Raw genomic sequence first — 18,069 nt, 5'->3', positions numbered from 1 at the left:
ATTCCGCAGGCCGTGGGTCAGGCATGCGTTGTCGAACTGGATCCAGCCGGCAGCCATCGCCGGCATCCTCGTCTTCGCGGTCATGCGCGGCGCCGAGAACATCAACTACCGTTGGCAGTGGTACCGGGTCGACGACTTCCTGTTCACGTCTGAAAACGGCGCCTGGGCCGCCGGTCCGCTGGTCCAGGGCCTGTTCGTCACCCTCGAAATATCCGTCCTCAGCCTCATCCTGACCCTCGTCATCGGGCTCGCGACCGCGCTCCTGCGGCTGTCTTCCTCCGTGGTCGGGCGCGGACTCGCCCGCGGGTACCTGGAACTGATCCGCAATACCCCCCTGTTGATCCAGCTCTACGTAATGTACTTCGTACTCGGCCCGATCCTCGGATGGGGACAGACCACGACGGCGATCGCGTGCCTCGCCGCGTTCCAGGGCGCCTATACGTCCGAGATCTTCCGGGCCGGCCTGCGGGCCATCCCCCGGGGGCAGGTCGAGGCGGGGGATAGCCTGGGACTGACGCGCCTCGACAATTACCGGTATGTCATCCTGCCACAGGTGCTCCGGAACATGCTGCCGCCGCTCACCAACGAGGCGGTATCGCTCGTGAAGAACTCCTCGATCGTCAGCGTCATCGCCATCTTCGATCTCACCACGCAGGGCCGGAACCTCATCGCGGACACCTTCCTGACCTTCGAGATCTGGCTGACCGTGGCCGCGATCTACCTGGCCGTGACCCTGGCCCTTTCCACCGCGGCGGCCATGGCCGAACGGCGAAGGGCGGGCGCATGACGTCGACGATCGGTCAAAGGAAAAGCCGGTTCCGGCTCAATCGGCTGGACGGGATCCTGCTGGTGGGATTGATCGCGGCGGCCGGCTGGATGTGGTACCGTTCGGCCATCGGCGTGGCGTACCGCTGGGACTGGCCCCAGGCGCTTTCGACCGTCTTTGCCACCGGCGACGCCGGCGAGACGCCCTTTTTCCTGACGGGGATCTACGCGACCCTGCGGCTCAGTCTCTGGGGGGCGGTATTGGCCAGCATACTGGGCGTGCTGATCGGTGTGGGCAGGTACGCCGGGGGGCGCACGCTGTGCATGTTCTGCGGGACCTACATCCAGATCCTGCGCAACATCCCGCCCCTGGTGTTCATCTTCATCTTCTACTTCTTCATCAGCAGCCAGTTGATGCCCCTGCTGGGCCTGGACGCCCTGTTCAGCCGGCCCGCGGAGGAAGCTACGGGATGGCAGCGCTTCCTCTTCGGCCCCCCGGCGCTCTGGGAGAACCTGGTCTCCGGCGTGCTGTGCATATCCTTCATCAGCGCCGCGTACATCGCCGAAGTCGTCCGGGCTGGCCTGGCCGCCATACCCCGCGGCCAGTGGGAGGCCGGGGAAAGCCTGGGCATACCGGTCCTGGACCGCTACCGGTTCGTCATCTTTCCCCAGGCGCTGGCCCGCATCGCACCGCCGCTGACGGGCCAGTACATCTCCCTGGTGAAGGATTCGTCCATCGTCTCCCTCATCTCCGTCCAGGAACTGACCTTCGTCGGCTCGGAAATCGCCAATTCGAGCGGGCTGCTCTTCGAGGTGTGGCTGCTGGTGGCCTTCGTGTACTTCCTGCTCTGCCTGTCCCTTTCCATCCTGCTTAGGCAGGTGGAACGGCGCATGACCCGGCACTTTCACCAGTTCGCGTAGCACTGGACACGCCGGTGCCCGGCCGATGAATGCCGACTTCCACTGCGAGTGATTAGAAGGAGGCGATGGGTGGCCGCGGGTTTACCGGCGCCGGTTTTCCGCGTCGATCCCGCCGCGCAATGGATCGAAAACCCGCTTCACCGTATCGAACTGGCGCTCCAGGGTTGCGGGCTTGCCCAGCAGCCGGTCGCTGAGCATGCGCGCCGCCACCGTGGCGTAGGCATTGCCCCGGCCCGTGAATCCGGCGACGATGTGGACGCCCGGCGTTTCCGTCTCGCCGACGAAGGGGCTGCTGTCGTAGGAAAAGCCCATGACGCCGCCCCAGCGGTGGGAGCGGCCGAGGGCGGCCAGGTGGGGGAAGGCGCCGTTGAACGCCCGGTCGTTCGTCCGCTGCACCGCCCGCGTGGGGCGCTCCTTGTACCCCCGGTACGTCCGGACCGGCTGGCCCGGCCGGCTTCGGCGCCGCAGGAAGTGGAATCCCCGCTCGGCGCGGATGTGGTGATTCCTGCCCCCGCCGAATAGCAGCCGGCCGCCCTCCCATGGCCCGTCGTGCAGCTGCCGCCAGAATTCCCAGCCATCGTTGGCATAGAAGACGCCGTTGAACAGCCGCTCGGACACTGGTTCCGTCGTGAAGACCTGCCCCCGGTGGGGGATGATGCGCCGCTCGTACCGCGCATCGAGTTGCGGGGTGTAGGCGTTCATTCCGAGGAGCACGTGTTGCGTCCGGATCCTTCCACCCGGCGTATGCACGTGCAGTCTGCGGTCTTTCCGTTCGACCCCGGTGACCGGCGTATTTTCGAAGCACAGGACGCCCAGCCCCCGCGCGGCGGCCGCGAGACCACGCACGTATTTGACCGGGTGGAGTTCGCCGTCGAACTTGTTCCGCAGGGCACCCGCCAGGAGCGGACTTCGCTTGATCTCGTAGAGTTCCTCCTCGTCCAGGTAGGCCACCTCGAATCCATCCTCCTGGAGTAGGTTGTACGATTGAACAATGCGTTCCAGCGGATTCTGGTGAGAACCGCGGTCCGGCCGTTTCATCGCGATTACGTAGCTGCCGTGCCGGTAGTAGTCGCATTGTATGTCGTACTTTTTCATGAGACCGGCCATGAGATCGTGGTTCTCGAGGGCGATCGTCCACGCCTCCCGCGCCAGCCTCCTGCCGTCCGGGCCGTACAGGTCCGTCAGTTCCTCCACGGCCTCGGCGTAGTACTCGTGAGTCCCGGCCAGCATGAACCCCCCGTTGCGGCCCGTCGCGCCCGAGGCGATCTCCCGCCGCTCGAGTACCGCCACGCGCGCGCCGCCCTCGGCCAGGAACAGGGCGCCGGTCACTCCCGTCACGCCACCGCCGATCACGACGACGTCCACGTCCAGGTCCCCGGACAGGGGATTGGAGGGCGTGTAGGGCATGTCCAGCCAGTAGGAGTCACGGATCATGGGAGGTTTCTGTGTCACGACAACCGCTTCAGGGAAAGATAACTAAAGATAGCCGCGAGGAAACTCCACCAGAAATTAGACGAGGTTTCAGGAGCGAACTTCGACCGTTACAGGATAAGGCGTAGAAAACTTCTGCGTCAAGTAACTCGGACATCGAATAGCCTATTCATTCTGATAGGATTGGCATTGACACAGTACATCTAACTCCACTACGTTTCCAGTGATTATATCGTTTCGAAATCGTGGTCTAAAACGGTTATATGATTACGGTTCTGCAAAAGGAATCCGAACCGACCTTGTGAGAAAGATTACACACATTCTTTCAGACCTTGATGCTGCCACCAAACCATCCGATCTCGATCTACCAGGGTATCGACTACATCCACTGAAGGGCAGTTTGAAGGAGTTTTGGAGTGTATCTGTTTCTGCAAACTGGAGAATCATTTTCCGATTTGAAAAGGAAAACGTCCACGATGTTGATCTGGTCGACTACCACTAGAAAGGGGCAGGCAATATGGCCATGAATAACCCGTCGCATCCCGGTCACAGCATCAGACAGAACTGCCTGGACCCATTTGGCCTAAACATCACCGAAGCGGCACGGATTCTCGATGTCTCACGTCACACGCTTTCACGGCTGTTGAATGGCCATTCAGCTGTAACAGCCGAGATGGCCATTCGCCTGGAAAAGGCAGGATGGTCGAATGCCGAATTCTGGCTTCGTCGCCAGGCCAACTTCAACCTCGCGCAGGCACGCAAGAACGAAGACCAGATCAGGGTCGAACGCTATAAGCCGCGGTAGGATTTTCTCAAGATCCCTGGTAAAAAACGGCCGATTCTTGCGGACGAACTCTTTGCCGCAGTCTGAGACATTCTGGCTATTCAGATCAAACAAGACCTCCAATTGCTCGGGATGGTTTGAAGTTGTCGCAACCCGGGAGTCGCTCAAATGACAAAGAGCGCGCGCTACATTAAAATCGTCGAGTGGTCGAATGAGGATGAGTGTTACATCGGCTATTGCCCTGGAATTATCGGTCCCTGCTGCCACGGTGACGAGGAAATCGAAGTTTACCGCCAACTTTGCCAAATCGTCGACGAATGGCTTGAGATCGCACAGCAAGAAAACAAGGAACTGCCTCCCCCGACTATAGGGCGTAACCTTACTGAGCTATTGATGGCTGTATGACTCAATCTCTCCTCTAATCTGAATCGCTCAGACCTCCAGCACCGCCGCGATCGTCTCACCCTCGTGGACGCGGTTGAAGGTTCGCAGCACCAGCACGTGGCCGGACTGGGTGGAAACGATCTCTTCCCTCCGGTCACCCAGCAGGTCGGTAACCACCCCGAATCCATCACCGGGCTCGACGCGGTCCATCAGTTCTACCCAGGGTTCGAAGAAGCCGGAAAAGGGCGCCGGATAGTTCAGCTGGATGTGTCCCGCGCCTTCCCGGTCGTCCTCCACCGTGTGCTTTATGTTCGACGGCGGCTGGTCGCGTTCGATCATGCCCAGCACGCCCATGACGTTCAAGCACCCTTCGTAATAGCCTTCGACGCCCTCGGGGTCGCAGTCGCCCGCACCCATCCATTCCGAATAAATCGCGGGAATGCCGGCGTCCCGGGCGATGGAGAGCGTGCGGCCATCGTGTCCCGCGTAGGTGCCCCAGACGACCGGCATGTTGAAAGCCCGGGCCATCTCCCGCTGCCGCACCAGGACGTCGGCGTCGGCGTGCAGCATGTAACCCACCGTTGGGTAAAACCTCGAGATCAGTCCGCCGCTGTGCAGGTCGATGAGGTAGTCGGCCTCGCGGATCATCGCGCTGACCGCGTGTGCGATCCGTTCGGTGATGGTGCCGTCTGCCCGTCCGGGACAGGTCCGGGCCAAGTCAAGGCCGTCCTCCGCGGTACGCTGGCCGCGCCAGTAGGCCGCCTCGTTGACGACGGGGACCAGGGTGACCGTGCCGCGGAGTTCATCGGGATCCAGGGCCTCCTTCAGCCGCCGTATGGCCCACATGGATTCGAACTCGTCGCCGTGTATGCCCCCGAGTATGAGCAGTTTCGGGCCGGGCGCCTTCCCGGTTATGGCAACGGACTTCAACTTGACGGGGCCTGACATGGCGTTCTCCTTGGATTATATTTGAGTGTAACCCGGTTTACTGACCGCGACGGCTTCCCATATTCAGTGCGTCTCGGTGCGTCTCGGTGCGTCTCGGTGCGTCTCGGTGCGTCTCGGTGCGCCAGAATATAGGGACGAGGCAGGTCCTGATCAAGCGATGCCCACAAACGGCATGATATCGATCCCCCTTACGTATTCCCATGACCTGGAACGGCAACCGGCGCTCTGGCCGGTTACGCGAGGCATACCCATGCCTGGGGGCATGCTGCGCGGAACGGAAGGTCTGGCCGTCTTGGATCCCAATGGCGATCGCGTCCCGGCCCAGTTCCGGGTACTCGGCCGCTGGGTGGACGGATCGGTGAAGTGGGTGCTCGTTGATTTTCAGGCGAATACCGGCTCAGCCGGGAGAACGACCTACCACCTAACGGATGGGATGGTCGAAGAAGCGCCGGCACCCAGGCAGCCCACCACCTGCAATTCCACCACCAACCCTTCCGTACGGGTCGAAGAAACCGAAAACGACCTCCACGTGGACACGGGCGTCCTGCGATTCAGTATCGACCGCCATCGATACCGCCTCTTCCATTTCGTCTCGCTCGGTGATGTGCAGCATGACGATGCGCGGCATGGCAATGCACAGCATGGCGATGCGCGGCACAGCGAGCCGGCTCACGGCGATCCGGCCCACGCGGAATGCGGCCGGGACAAGGCCGGCGATGCCTGGGCCCGGATCAGTGAAAGCGCTTCAGACGGGCGGCTGGCACGCCGGTTGTACGGTCCGGGCGGCCTGTGCAGGGCATCGCTGGCCGGTGACTCCTATTCAGTAGCCGTCGAGGAACGGGGTCCGCTGCGCACAGTGATCCGCCTTGAGAGCGCGCTGGAGGCCGACCTCCCCATGCATCACTACGGCGGCTACCGGCCGGTTCGGTGTATCACCCGGATCCACGCCTATGCCGGACAGGCGTTTCTGCGGATCCTTCAGACCCACGTCTTCACCTGCAATCCACGGGAAGTGGAAATAGAAGACCTCGCCCTGGATGTTCCCGCCCCCTTCAACGGATCCGGTCTGGACTACGCCTACGGACTGAACGGCATCGTAACAGGCACGCTCGATCACGGCGAGCGGCTGCGCGTCGCGCAGAAGAAGGATAACCAGGTGCAGGTGATGCACGGGCGGCCTGGGACGGAAAGCACCATCGACGAAGATGAAGCGTGCGAAGGTTGGGCGACCCTCAGTGACGGGACGTCCGGCGTGGGCGTCGCATGCCGGAACATGGCCGAGGAATACCCGCGAGCCGTCGAATTGACCGGTGACGGCCGTATGACTGTGTACGCGCGCCACGACCCGGACGGTGGCCGTCTCTCACTGGCACGGTATGCCGAAGAGGTCGCCTGGCACGAGGGAGAGGGGGTGTATGCCGACGGGACCGGAATAGCGAAAACAACCGAGTGCTACGTCCTGTACTTCGAGGCCGATCGCCGCGAAGAGGCGGTCGAAACGCTTCGATGCGCCCTGTCGCAGCCTCACGTATCGGTCTCGCCCGAGTGGATGGACCGATGCGGGGCCGCAGGAGGCTTTGCGGTTTCCACCTCGGTTGACGCCGATAAACAGGGGATTCCGGCGGAGTCGGAACGGGAGCGAGAAGGTCTACCGGAGTCGAGTCCGGAGCAGGAGCGGCGAGCGGTTTCAAGCCCGGAGTGGAAGCGTCGACCGAAATCCGATGTGACGCCGATGATCTCGCCAGAGATGATCCCCGCCGCGGAGCGCATGCTGACAGGTTTCGCGGACTGGCTGGCGCGCAACATCCGGCTCGGACGCTGGTACGGCTACCTGGACTACGGCGACGTCCGGGCGACGTGGGACGAGGCCGAGGACGACTGGAAGTCCCAGGGCCGCTGGGGCTGGTGCAACAGCGAGTGGGACCCCCGCCACGCGGTCTGGATCCAGTACCAGCGCACGGCTGATCCGCGTTACTTCGCGCTGGCCGAGGCCATGACCCGCCATTCAATGGACGTGGACACGTGCCACTGGCACCCCTTCCGGCCGTACATGGTCGGCGGCTGCTACCGCCACGGCGTCGATCACTTCAGCGACGAGCCCTGCGCCTCCCACACCTTCATCGACAACTGGATCGACCATTACTATCTGACCGGCGACGGCAGGACCCTCGAAGTCCTGCGTGAAGCCGGCGCGTTCTTCCTGCGTTACCGGTGGACCGAAGACCCGGCCTACAGCTTCAGCCTGCGGTCCATGGCCAATGTGTTGCGCGGACTGCTTCACGTATACGAGGCCACGAGCGAGGACCGCTACCTGCGCCGAGCCGAGGAAGTATATACCGTAGTCGCCCGGGGACAGAATGAAGACGGGAGCTGGTACAAGCGCTTCCAGGTCTCGACACCGGACAGACTGCCGAAACAACTACCCTACGGCATGGCCACGGAAGGCACGACGCTGGCCGTTGAAACGGGTACGACCGCACCCTTCACCGATGACGAGTTCAGGGGCCTCGGCGGCCCGTTCTCCCGCATGATCCGCGACCTGCCCTACAAGGAACAGAAGGGTTACCAGACCCATTACCTGATGATCGGCCTGGAGTTGATGCACCGGATGACCGGCAGGGAGGACGTGGCCGAGACCTACCGACGGGGTGTGGACTGGTTCTGCGGCTTTCCGGACACTTTCGCGTCCGACCGGCCACTCAAGGAGCATTACGGCGGGATCCTCTGCCGGCACCTGGGCTACGCCCATCGTTTGACGGGCGACCACCGCTACCTGGAGACCGGACTGAAGATCCTGGAAATGCTCATCGACGCGCAGGACTGGAGCAAAGATCCCCGCAAGCGCGGATCCATCGACATGAACCCCTCGACCCTCAGCCTGCTGTTCTTCGGGGTGCCGGGCCTGCTGGCCGAGGTTCGGCGAAAGGCCGAGGTTCGGTAAAACATGGCTTGGTGAGCCGGTTCTATATGGTTAATTTGAGTATACAGCCACCGGAGACTGGTTCGTCACCTTCATCCCGGAACAGCATTCCTACTCAGGGCGGTACCGGCATGTGCGTTCGTATCCTGCTGATGATTGCCGCGTGCACGATGACGCTGGAAGTGGCATCACAGCCCGCTGCCGGCCAACCGGAATCTGTTGAAAGTCCTTCCTCCCTGGAAACCCCCCTCGAAGCCGGCAAATCCCTTTACCAACAGGGTCGATTCGACGAAGCCCTGCCACTCCTCCAACAGGCGGTGCGCGACGAAGGAAGATCGGCGCCGGCCCGTTACTGGCTCGGTATGGCCTGGTTGGCCCTCGGAAACGAGGATGAAGCGTTGAAGGCATTCAGACGGACCACACAGCTGGACAAGCACTGGGCGCCCGGCCATGTCGGCATGGCCATGGTGTACATGCGCTTCCCCAACCGGCGACTCGACGCCCGAAAGGCACTGCGGAACGCCATCGAGGCGGATCCCGATGACGCGGATATCCACTACTACCTGGGCATGACCTACATGGACCAGGTCCGGACGAGCAGGTTGATCGGCAGCGAAAAGGACGGGAGGAGGCATTTCCAGAAAACTATCGAACTGAACCCCTCGCACCCCGACGCCTACTTCCAGCTCGGTCGTTGTTACGACAGTCCGCCAGAGCCGGAACACGAAAAGGCGATCGCCGCGTTTATGTATCAATATCGCGTCAATCCGGATCACGACGAATCGCTGCTGCGTTTCGCCGACGTGAATCATCGTTCCGAACGTTACGACCTTGGGGTCAAACAGCTCAGAGGACTGGTATGGCAACTGGGTGAGGACGTGCCGGTCAGGGTCCGTACCATGCTGGCGCAATTCGAAGTGCTGTCCCTTGGCTCAGAGGAACAGTTCGGGCAATTGCACGAGGCCCTGGAAGACTATGTCGCCCTGCTGGACGCCGATGAACGGGCGGTATACCGGGATCTGCGCCATGTCGCACCGCGAGAGGAACTGCATACCTGGAAAGCAGCGACCGGGCCGGAACGCGATTCCCTGTGGCGCGCCTTCTGGAACGAGCGGGATTCGAACCCGGCTACGATAGCAAACGAACGCCTGGTCGAGCACTACCGCCGTGTCATGTACGCTCGGGTTCATTTCTCCGGGGGGCAGCAACCCTATGACCGCCGCGGTGAAATCTATATCCGCTATGGCGCGCCGGACGACCGGCGGCGGTTCGTGTTCCGCCACTATGAAGACCCGGAAATCCCCCACATGCTTACCGGAAACCCGGCCGTGGACGCGATCCGCGAAAAGAACCTCCTGACCGGCTACAGGCTGCAGCTTCATGACAGCGAGTCACCATTCCCTTTGATGGAAGCCGCCCCGGTGGTAACCGCTGTGGAAGGCGCCTGGATCAACGCGCGGAGGGAAATGGAGACCCAGCCCGGATACGTGGTGGAAAGCTGGGTATATGTCCTGCACGACCTGGAACTGTTCTTCGTGGACACGTTGAAGGATGGGAAATTCGACTATCCGCTCAAGGCCGTCAGCAACTTCACCCGGAATATGGTCCGCCAGGACCGGTTCCACCCCAGTCAACGCGCCACCGAACTGATCGCCCGCAGTCCCGAGGTCTACACTCATGACTTCGGTGGTGAACGCCTCGAGTTTGCCTTCGACGCGGTGTCCTTTCGTGGCGAAGGCGGATCAACCGAAGTGGATCTCACCTACAGCATTCCGGTCTGGCAGTTCGGCGACCTTACCGACGATAAAGGGGACCGGACCTGGCTGAACAACCTGGTCACCCTGCGCGATTCGTTACAGACGCCAGCCCTATCCCGTGCGTACCGGTTCGGCCCTATAGACCGGCCCGATCGGCAAGCGGGTAACCAGGAGCTTCAGGGAGCGGCCTTTACGCTGGCCGCGGATCTGACGACGCCGTCGGGCGTGTTCACAGCCGCCGTGGAAATGCGGGACGAAGCCACGAAGCGGATCGGGGTTTACAAGAAGTCCGTGTCTTTCTCGGACTACAGCGGAGGCGGCCTGCTCATCAGCGATCTCAAGCTTTCAACGGCCATCACGCCCGCGGCGAATCCCGGTCCCTTCGTGCGCAGAGGACTGGACGTCGTGCCCAATCCGGGGCGGCTGTACCCGCGAGGACACCTTGTGTACGTGTACTACGAGGTGTACAACCTGAAGATGGACGAAGGCGGACGGACTTCCTACGAGACGCTATACGAGATCACGCCGAAGGGCATGCCCGCCCTACGAAACAGGAGGGCGAGAAGTCCCGGAGACATGCAGACCGTCATGTCGTTCTTCGAAGGAGCAGGGCAGGCGGAAGAGGAAGCGGAATTCACGGCTCTGGACACCACGGACCTCGAAGCCGGGGAGTACGTGCTCACTGTGACGCTGACGGACCGCCACGGAGATGCTGCCGTCTCCAAATCCGTCAATTTCATGGTGGTGGAGCCGTAGCGGGCGGCTTCGCGGAAGGGGAGGCGCCCGAAAAGGTTGGCTGCCCGGGCGCCAGTTCGGTAGCGTGGTGGTCCGGCCGCTAACCCAGGACCTGGACGGTCTGCTCTTCCCCCGCCGCCAATTCAAGCATCGGATCAAGTGCCGCCTCGCCCGAATCCCCCAGTCGCAGCCGCGACAGCTTGAGTGTTCCGTGCAGGACGCTCAGTTCGGCCGTTAGTCCTTCACCGTTACGCGACACCACGCACATCCCCCACGCGTACCCGGTCGACCAGAAATACCGGCCCGGCTGGTCGGTCAAGGCCATTGTTTTCGTGACCGCCGAGTAGTGGAAGCCGGTCAGGGCGAGGTGGGCGGCCCAGGCGGCCATGGCCCGGGCGTAGTGATGTCCGCACTCGGCCTCGTCGAAGGGATTGCGCCGCCGGCCGTCGTAACGGTTGCGGATATCCTGGATGCAGGCCAGGCCTTCATCGACCATGCCCTCGTAGATCATGCCGATGGCCGCGGTGTACTCGAATCCGGTCATGACCTCGGTGAAGTAAGAGAAGGGATTGTCGGGGCGGTCCTTCGGGTAGGACGCCATGAGCAGCGCCGACTCGTCGCCGAGGACGTAGGACCGCATGACGTTGGTGTGGCGCTGGAAACCTTTCAGCCTGTTGTACGCCAGGATACTCTCGTGCGACCTGCGGACCTTGCCGGCGTCTGCCAGGTATCCCAGGCCGCAGACATGGGCCATGTACTGGCCGACGAGCTGGTCCACCAGGCAGCCCGGACCGAGCTGGTAGTCCGGGTTCGACAGGTCCTTCGGCCCCATGCCGACGGTCAATCCTTCTGCAACGTCATCCGCGCTCCTCGGCGTCCGGATCTCGTGTTCGTAGTAGTCCCCGTTGAAGAGATGCGCGTCGGTCCACTTGCTGCCGCGCTCGTACAGGTCCCGGCATTCACCGGCGAAGTCGTCGTCCCCCAGGTAGCGGGCCATCTCATCCGCGGCGCGCAACGCGCCTAGGTACCAGAACTCCATCTGGGGATTGGGTCCGAAGTATTCCACGTCCATGGTATTGTGCTGGCAGCCTTCCATGACGCCGTCGCGGTCGGCGTCCCATCCGCCCGGTATCCAGCAGAAGGCCAGCGAATTCTTCACATCGGGCCACAGCGCCCTGAGCCGCTCGTCGTCGCCCGAGAGCTGCCACTCGCGGTACATCTTCATGACGCAGCCCATCTGGCCGTCCGCCGCCGCACGATTGAAATGGCGGGCCCGCGCGAGGGGCAGCCAGACGCGGAAGCTCATCAGCCCGTTTTCGTCGGTGGCGTGGGCGAATTCCACTTCGCGCATGGTCTGCGCCAGGTCGCCGAAGAGAAAGGCCGTGGACTGCTCGTAGTTCCAGACGTGGGTGCAGGAGCCCAGGCAGCACCCCGCCGCGTCGTGGCAGCCCTCCCAACCGTAGAAACGGCCATCGGGCGTGCGGAAGCAGGTCTGGCTGCGCAACGTGCTCAGGTTGAACAGGGCCGCTTCCTTGACCACCTCCGGCAGGTCCGAGCCGCAGAACGCCTCGACGAACCGGAGCGTGTCCGCTTCCAGGTTCTGCAGATCGGGTACAACCTGCTCCACCACGTCCCAGGCATCCTCGAACCGAGTCGTATAGTAGTTTCCGATCCGGTCGCCCGTGTCGCAGCAGACATCGCCGTCATCGCAGCAGTCGCCGTTGTCGCGGCTGTCACCACTGCTGTTGCCGCCATCCCCGCAGCAGCCCTCACCTTCCTCGCAGCAGGCGTCTACTTCTTCGTCGGTCTCCGTATCGCCGCCTACTGTCAGGTCCTCCTTCGTCGCGGGCGTCCAGGTATAGCGGTTGGGAAAGTGCCAGGCCAGCACGAAGGTCACGCTGGACGTTTCGCCCGGCGCCAGGTCGATGCGGGCCGACAGGGAGGCCATGGGCCGGTCGTTGTTGCCGGCTTCCCGGTCCGTAAGCACGCCGCCGGTGCTGAATTCGTCCCAGAAGTCGAGGAGCGGAGTACCCCAGCCGGCCTCCCGCCAGGCGGTGCGGTAGCTGACCGTCTCCGCCGTGGTGGCCAGCGCCATCGTGCCCCACTGCGCGGCCTCCCGGTCCACGCCCTTCGAGGCCATGAACAACCCGCGGTACCCGTCGCCGGCGCGGTAACGGTTCCGGTTATCGCTGCAGGCCCCGTCCGTGCCGTCCATGCCGATGAAATTGGGGATCGAGCCGCAGACGGCCGCCGAAACGGGCACGTCGGTCCGGTTGGCCAGCACGTACCGGAGGACCGCCACGGGAAGGCCGCTGCGGTCGGCGTCGCAGGGGATGAGGGGATTGAATGCCTCCAGCCGCACTTCGACCGGCACGTCGTCGTCGGACAGGTGGACCCGGGCGAAGGGGTAGGCCGCGTCGAAGGTGCACCGGGCGAAGCGGGGCAGTCCGTGATTGGCCGTGGGACTCCCGCTGGCGCCTTCGTATTCGAAGTATTCCAGGGGGCCTTCGAGCAGGCGGGTCACTTCGGCCCCGCCGTCAGGTCGCGCGTACAGTACGAAGGAAGGAGGACAACGGGTGTCCCGTCCGGGAATGAACCCCTTGGCCGGGCGATTCATCAGTTCCCAGTCCCGGAGGTCGCCCCGCCCGCCCAGGGAAACCGTACCGGTGCCGATGCCGCCCAGGGGCAGGGCGATGCGCGCGAGATGATTCTGGTCGTAGTGGTGCAGCACAGGCCACGTCATAGGTGTTCGTCCCTTCTTATCCCGGTTGAAAGCGTCGCCGGTAGTCCCGCATCGCCGCCATCACTTTGGGCGACAGGAGCAGGGCCGAGAGCATGGTGGGGATGGCCATCAGGGCGAACGTGCCGTCGATCATGCTGATGGCGGTATCCAGTGATGCGACCGAGGCGGCGATGATGCAGCCGACGTAGAAGTAGTTGTACAGAAACTGCCACCGGGCCCCGATCAGGAAACCGAGGCACTTCGTTCCATAGTAGGAATAGGTGAATATCGTGCTGGTGCTGAAGAAGAGGACGCACACGATCAACATGTAGGAACCGAAACCCGGCATGGCGGATTCGAAGGCGTTGGCCGTCAGCGTCACGCCGTTGTCGGAAGTCGTCTGCCATACCCCGGTCATCATGATCACCAGCGCCGTGCAGGTACACACGATCATGGTGTCGATGACCGGCTCCAACATGGCCACCAGGCCCTCGCGCGTCGGTTCCCGGGTCTTCGTCGCGCCGTGGACGAGGGATTCAGTGCCGATGCCCGCTTCGTTCGAGAAGGCGGCGCGGCGCACGCCGGTCATGATAACCGCGCCCACGGCACCGCCCGCCGCGGCTTCTCCCGTGAAGGCGTCGGTGACGATCAGCATGAGATACCGTGGAACATCCGCGAAGTTCGCCACGATGATCCACAGGGCGCAGAACATGTACAGGATCACCATGGCCGGGACGACGCGGGAGGCGACGTCGGCGATCCGGGTGATGCCGCCGAATATGACGGTTCCGACGAGCAGCACCAGCACGACGCCGGCCGTGAGGTCGAACCAGAAATGATCTTCTCCTACCACGCCCATGGGCGCGAAGATCACGTCACGCATGATCTGCACCAGCTGGTTGACCTGGAACAGGGGCAGGCATCCGATCACCGCGACGACGGCGAAGAACATGGCCAGGGGTTTCCACTTGCGACCGAGCCCTTCCCGGACGACGTACATGGGCCCGCCCTGCGTCTTGCCGGCACTGTCCTCGCCCCGGTACATGATGGCCAGGGAACAGGTGAAAAACTTGGTCGCGATGCCCACGAGGGCGCTGACCCACATCCAGAACATGGCGCCCGGGCCGCCGACCGCGATGGCGACAGCCACCCCGGAAATGTTACCCATGCCGATGGTGGCCGCGAGGGCGCTGACAAGTGCCTGGAAATGCGTGATGTCACCGGGTTCGTTCGGGTCGTCGTATTTCCCGCGGATGATCTCAATGGAGTGCCTGAAATGCCTGAGCGGCAGGAAACGGGAATACAGCAGAAGAAACAGGCCGCCGCCGATCAGCAGGTACAGCAGGTACGACCAGGCGGTATCGGCGAAGAAGACGATACCACGTTCCACCATTTCCATGAATCTCCTCCTGTGTGGCGCGTCGCAATTGCCTGCAGCAATTTGTCGAATCGCGGCGGTCTGATGAATCGCGGCGGTCTGTCGAATCTATTTCCTGGTGAAGACCAGGGTGCCGCTGTCGAGCCGTGAAGTGTCCGGCACGTTGGCGGCAACTACCACTTCGTTTTGGGGCACCAGGAACACGGTATCGTTCCGTCGTACGGCCTGGCGGCCGGCGCTGGCCAATGCGACCGGCGCGTTGTAACGGACGAGCACCCGCGTCCCCGGCGGAATGCGGTCCCATCGGCGGACCTGCCTGCCGTGTTTTATCGTGCCCATCGGAAAGATGTAGTAGGTGTCGGAGCGCCGGTAGGCCGTACCAGCGATGTCGAAGGCCGTGGTCCCCTGGATGATGACGGGTACGGCGGCGGTGACCGCCTGGACATCTTCGGTGCGATTGCGGTTGAGATAGACCTTCGTCCCGACCGGGATCCGGTCCCAGTTCCTGATCTGATTCCCCCGCATGACCGTCCCGTTGGGGAAGTGGTACACCGTCGAGGCCTCGTCATAGTGCCCACGGGCGATGCGCCACGCCGTGTTACGACGGGTAATGACGTTTTCAGACAGCTGGGCGACTTCCTCGTCATATCTTCCTCGGTCCACGAGGCGGACCCTGGCGATATCGATATCGGGATCCCGTATGAGCCGTCCCGCCTTGACGTCCGGATCGTAAAGTATGCTGTTGCGCGGGTCCTCCGAGGTCAGGCCGGCCCGGGCCCGGCTGAAATTGAACACGCCGGGATCCTTCTTGCGTCCGCGGTGGAGCCGTTTTACCCACCTGTTCGGCCTGCCGTAGGCGACGCGGTAGTGTTCCAGCACGTGGTAATCGGGAATCTTGTACACCCGCTGCAGTACTTCGATCAACCATTTAAGGGCATCGTACTGGGACGCGCTAAAGGGGTCGTTGTGGTATCCCACCAGTTCGATGCCGACGGAATGGTTGCTGATGTTCGTGAGGCCATTCCACATGCTCAGACCCGCGTGGTGAGAAAGGTACTTCTTGTCCAGGATCCGATAAATGGTCCCGTTTCGGGCGACGAGGTAGTTGGAGTACCCCCTGCGCGAAACGGTGTTCAATGCACTTCTCAACCCCGATTCCGTGCTGTGTATTACAATGAAACGACTGGATTTGCGGAGGCGTTTCTTGAAGGACCGGGGCAGGCGATTTTGAATGTCGACGATTTTCGGGGTCGCCGGGGCAGGCGGGGACGCAAGCGCCGCCGGGGCTGCCGGAAACGTCGGGGCCGCCTCGAGGACTTTCGGCTCGAGGGAAACGGACCAGAGCAGGGCCAGGCAGATGAGCCAGACCGGCGCGCGGACCTGTACGAGGGATCTGTATTTCGTTGGGATCAGGGCCATCGTGAGAGCAAGATAACAAACATATGTTTTGTTTAGTACAGCTTTTTTATTGTTTTCCTGCTTGCCGCTCACGGACTGCGCATAAACCGATCAACCATTCGCGGGCCGAGCGCGGGTACGTCATGGGCCGAGCGCGGGTACGTCATGGGCCGAGCGCGGTTACGCCATGGCCGCGCGGGTACGCCATGGCCGCGCGTGGTCTTGCCACGCGATTTCGCGGGCGCCCTGCCAACCGGTCAGAAAACCCGTTACCAGTTCGTGAAAGAGCCGTCTTCGCGCTGCAGCATGTGACCCCGGGCCGGCTGGTATGGAAACCGTTTGGCCGCTTCCTCGTCGAATTCCACCCCAAGGCCGGGTCGGCCAGGCGGCAGCAGGTAGCCCTCTTTCCATTCAACCTGGACGGGGAAGACCTCCGGGAGCATGCCCGGCAGGCGGGGCAGTTCCTGCACGGCGAAGTTCGACGACGCCAGGCTCAGGTGCAGGCAGGCGGCCGTGGACACGGGACCGAGGGGATTGTGCGGCGCAAGGTCGATGTAGTGGGTCTCGCACCAGCCCGCGACTTTGCGCGCCTCGGTCAGCCCGCCCACGAGGCAGAGGTCTGTGCGGGCGTAGTTGATCAGGTCTTCTTCGATCAGTTCCCGGAATTCCCATTTGCTCGTGAAGTGCTCGCCGACGCCAAGGGGCACGGCGACGTGCTGCCGGAGCATGCGGTAGGACGACTTGTTTTCGGAGCGCAGGGGATCTTCGATGAAAAAGGGACGGTAGGGTTCGGCGGCGCGGCAGAAGGCGATCGCATCGGGTGGATCGAGCCGGGTATGCACGTCGCAGATCAGTTCGACGTCGTCTCCCAGGGCTTCCCTGAGCGCCTGGAACTGCGCGATGCCCGTCCGTACCGCCCGGGTAGGCTCGAGTACGCTGCCTTCGTGGGGCAACCCCCATCGGATGAACTTCCAGCCCTCTTCCATCCTGCTTCGCGCCTGGTCGACCAGCGCGCCGGACGGACCGTCGCCGCCGCAATGGCAATAGCAAACCGCCTTGTCCCGGCACAGGCCGCCGAGCAACTCGTAGACGGGCACGCCGAGTGCTTTGCCGTGTATATCCCAGAGGGCGATGTCGATGGCGCTGACCGCGGCTGAAAGGGCGTGGGCGCCGGGAAAGAAACCGACGCGGAACATCACCTGCCAGAGGTGCTCCCTGCGCACCGGGTCCTGGCCGACAAGCCGGTCGCGGAGGGCGTGGACGATCTCCTTGACGGCCTGTTCGCACCAGGTCAGGCCGCTTTCGCCGATTCCGTAGATACCCTCGTCCGTCTCTACCTTGACGAAGAGATAGTTCCGGTTTCCACACCAGACCGGGAAGACTTTGACGTCGGAAATGCGCATGGGTAACGCAGGCTCCTGCTCCTTGCCGTGAGAGCGGAGGCCGGGAGACCGGTAGCCTGCTGCTCGTTCCTTGCCGGGATCCTTATTCGTTTCTTGGCCGCGATCTACTTCTCGGGCTGGGCCTTCTTCTCGGGCTCGAAGTCCAGGGAAGCGGAGTTCATGCAGTACCGCAGGCCTGTTGGCTGCGGACCGTCGGTAAACACGTGGCCCAGGTGAGCGTCGCATCGCCTGCACAACACCTCGGTGCGGATCATGCCGTAGCTGAGGTCCATCTTCTCGTCGATGTTCTCTTCGGCGACCGGCTCGTAGAAACTGGGCCAGCCCGTGCCGGATTCGTACTTGGTCCTGGACGCGAAGAGCGGCGTGCCGCAACCGATGCACGTGTAGACACCGTCTTCATAGTGCTTGTTGTATTTGCCCGTAAAGGCCCGTTCCGTGCCCTTCTCCCGGGTGACGTAGTACTGCTCGTCGGTGAGTCGCTCTTTCCATTCTTCCTCGGTCCTGACCACTTTATCCACCGTAA

At 62.7% G+C, this 18,069-nt stretch carries 14 protein-coding genes; 7 read left to right on the top strand and 7 right to left on the bottom strand.

The features are described 5' to 3' along the window. The first annotated feature begins 28 nt into the window (after positions 1–28). Complete coding sequence (locus OXH56_10905) at positions 29–787, top strand: amino acid ABC transporter permease (protein ID MCY3555820.1); 759 nt, start codon at positions 29–31, stop codon at positions 785–787. Continuing rightward, a complete protein-coding gene (locus OXH56_10900) occupies positions 784–1,686 on the top strand; it encodes an amino acid ABC transporter permease (protein MCY3555819.1) in 903 nt (300 codons plus the stop codon). The genes OXH56_10905 and OXH56_10900 overlap by 4 nt, the downstream gene beginning before the upstream one ends. Before the next feature lie 81 nt (positions 1,687–1,767). Here the strand turns inward: OXH56_10900 and OXH56_10895 are convergent, their stop codons facing one another. Beyond that, positions 1,768–3,120, bottom strand: coding sequence for an FAD-dependent oxidoreductase (locus OXH56_10895; protein MCY3555818.1), 1,353 nt, complete (start codon positions 3,118–3,120; stop codon positions 1,768–1,770). A gap of 220 nt (positions 3,121–3,340) precedes the next feature. Between OXH56_10895 and OXH56_10890 the strand changes: the two genes are divergently transcribed. The 3 genes from OXH56_10890 to OXH56_10880 all read left to right on the top strand — a co-directional run bounded on the left by OXH56_10890 (position 3,341) and on the right by OXH56_10880 (position 4,306). Beyond that, a complete protein-coding gene (locus tag OXH56_10890) occupies positions 3,341–3,619 on the top strand; it encodes a type II toxin-antitoxin system RelE/ParE family toxin (protein MCY3555817.1) in 279 nt (92 codons plus the stop codon). A gap of 15 nt (positions 3,620–3,634) precedes the next feature. After that, positions 3,635–3,922: a HigA family addiction module antitoxin gene (locus OXH56_10885; GenBank protein MCY3555816.1), complete on the top strand. Its 288-nt coding sequence runs from the start codon at positions 3,635–3,637 to the stop codon at positions 3,920–3,922. 147 nt (positions 3,923–4,069) lie between these two features. Then, positions 4,070–4,306 carry a hypothetical protein gene (locus OXH56_10880; GenBank protein ID MCY3555815.1) on the top strand — a complete coding sequence of 79 codons (237 nt, stop codon included), beginning with the start codon at positions 4,070–4,072 and terminating at the stop codon, positions 4,304–4,306. Positions 4,307–4,333: 27 nt separating this feature from the next. On the opposite strand, the gene OXH56_10875 is transcribed toward OXH56_10880, so the two are convergent. Next, positions 4,334–5,233: a M14 family metallopeptidase gene (locus OXH56_10875; GenBank protein MCY3555814.1), complete on the bottom strand. Its 900-nt coding sequence runs from the start codon at positions 5,231–5,233 to the stop codon at positions 4,334–4,336. Positions 5,234–5,405: 172 nt separating this feature from the next. Here OXH56_10875 and OXH56_10870 point away from each other — a divergent pair, with 172 nt between their 5' ends. Together OXH56_10870 and OXH56_10865 are read left to right on the top strand one after the other, a co-directional pair. Further along, entirely contained in the window at positions 5,406–8,174 is a 2,769-nt protein-coding gene (locus tag OXH56_10870; protein MCY3555813.1) for a hypothetical protein, read from the top strand. 110 nt (positions 8,175–8,284) lie between these two features. Beyond that, positions 8,285–10,666 carry a tetratricopeptide repeat protein gene (locus tag OXH56_10865; protein MCY3555812.1) on the top strand — a complete coding sequence of 794 codons (2,382 nt, stop codon included), beginning with the start codon at positions 8,285–8,287 and terminating at the stop codon, positions 10,664–10,666. Positions 10,667–10,745: 79 nt separating this feature from the next. On the opposite strand, the gene OXH56_10860 is transcribed toward OXH56_10865, so the two are convergent. From OXH56_10860 to msrB, 5 genes are all read right to left on the bottom strand, one after another. Then, positions 10,746–13,388, bottom strand: coding sequence for a GH116 family glycosyl-hydrolase (locus OXH56_10860; protein MCY3555811.1), 2,643 nt, complete (start codon positions 13,386–13,388; stop codon positions 10,746–10,748). A 16-nt stretch (positions 13,389–13,404) separates the two neighbouring features. Next, positions 13,405–14,766 (bottom strand): alanine/glycine:cation symporter family protein, encoded by a 1,362-nt coding sequence (locus OXH56_10855; protein ID MCY3555810.1) that lies wholly within the window; start codon positions 14,764–14,766, stop codon positions 13,405–13,407. An 87-nt stretch (positions 14,767–14,853) separates the two neighbouring features. Continuing rightward, the gene (locus OXH56_10850; GenBank protein MCY3555809.1) at positions 14,854–16,164 is read right to left on the bottom strand and encodes a peptidoglycan recognition family protein; all 1,311 of its coding nucleotides are present in this window, start codon (positions 16,162–16,164) and stop codon (positions 14,854–14,856) included. 248 nt (positions 16,165–16,412) lie between these two features. Further along, entirely contained in the window at positions 16,413–17,546 is a 1,134-nt protein-coding gene (dgoD, locus tag OXH56_10845) for a galactonate dehydratase (protein MCY3555808.1), read from the bottom strand. A gap of 104 nt (positions 17,547–17,650) precedes the next feature. Then, positions 17,651–18,064 (bottom strand): peptide-methionine (R)-S-oxide reductase MsrB, encoded by a 414-nt coding sequence (gene msrB / locus OXH56_10840; protein ID MCY3555807.1) that lies wholly within the window; start codon positions 18,062–18,064, stop codon positions 17,651–17,653. Positions 18,065–18,069: the final 5 nt, after the last annotated feature.

The sequence above is a fragment of the Gemmatimonadota bacterium genome (assembly GCA_026702745.1).
GTDB lineage: Bacteria > JAAXHH01 > JAAXHH01 > JAAXHH01 > JAAXHH01 > JAAXHH01.
Note: the sequence above shows the minus strand (reverse complement) of the source record. Positions and strands in the feature narration are given on the sequence as shown.

Excerpts from the sequence above, each read along its gene's own strand:
- OXH56_10895 (MCY3555818.1), bottom strand. The coding sequence starts at position 3,120 with ATGATCCGTGACTCCTACTGGCTGGACATGCCCTACACGCCCTCCAAT.
- OXH56_10865 (MCY3555812.1), top strand. The coding sequence starts at position 8,285 with ATGTGCGTTCGTATCCTGCTGATGATTGCCGCGTGCACGATGACGCTG.
- OXH56_10875 (MCY3555814.1), bottom strand. The coding sequence starts at position 5,233 with ATGTCAGGCCCCGTCAAGTTGAAGTCCGTTGCCATAACCGGGAAGGCG.
- dgoD (MCY3555808.1), bottom strand. The coding sequence starts at position 17,546 with ATGCGCATTTCCGACGTCAAAGTCTTCCCGGTCTGGTGTGGAAACCGG.
- OXH56_10900 (MCY3555819.1), top strand. The coding sequence starts at position 784 with ATGACGTCGACGATCGGTCAAAGGAAAAGCCGGTTCCGGCTCAATCGG.
- OXH56_10850 (MCY3555809.1), bottom strand. The coding sequence starts at position 16,164 with ATGGCCCTGATCCCAACGAAATACAGATCCCTCGTACAGGTCCGCGCG.
- OXH56_10860 (MCY3555811.1), bottom strand. The coding sequence starts at position 13,388 with ATGACGTGGCCTGTGCTGCACCACTACGACCAGAATCATCTCGCGCGC.
- OXH56_10855 (MCY3555810.1), bottom strand. The coding sequence starts at position 14,766 with ATGGAAATGGTGGAACGTGGTATCGTCTTCTTCGCCGATACCGCCTGG.
- OXH56_10885 (MCY3555816.1), top strand. The coding sequence starts at position 3,635 with ATGGCCATGAATAACCCGTCGCATCCCGGTCACAGCATCAGACAGAAC.
- OXH56_10880 (MCY3555815.1), top strand. The coding sequence starts at position 4,070 with ATGACAAAGAGCGCGCGCTACATTAAAATCGTCGAGTGGTCGAATGAG.
- OXH56_10870 (MCY3555813.1), top strand. The coding sequence starts at position 5,406 with ATGATATCGATCCCCCTTACGTATTCCCATGACCTGGAACGGCAACCG.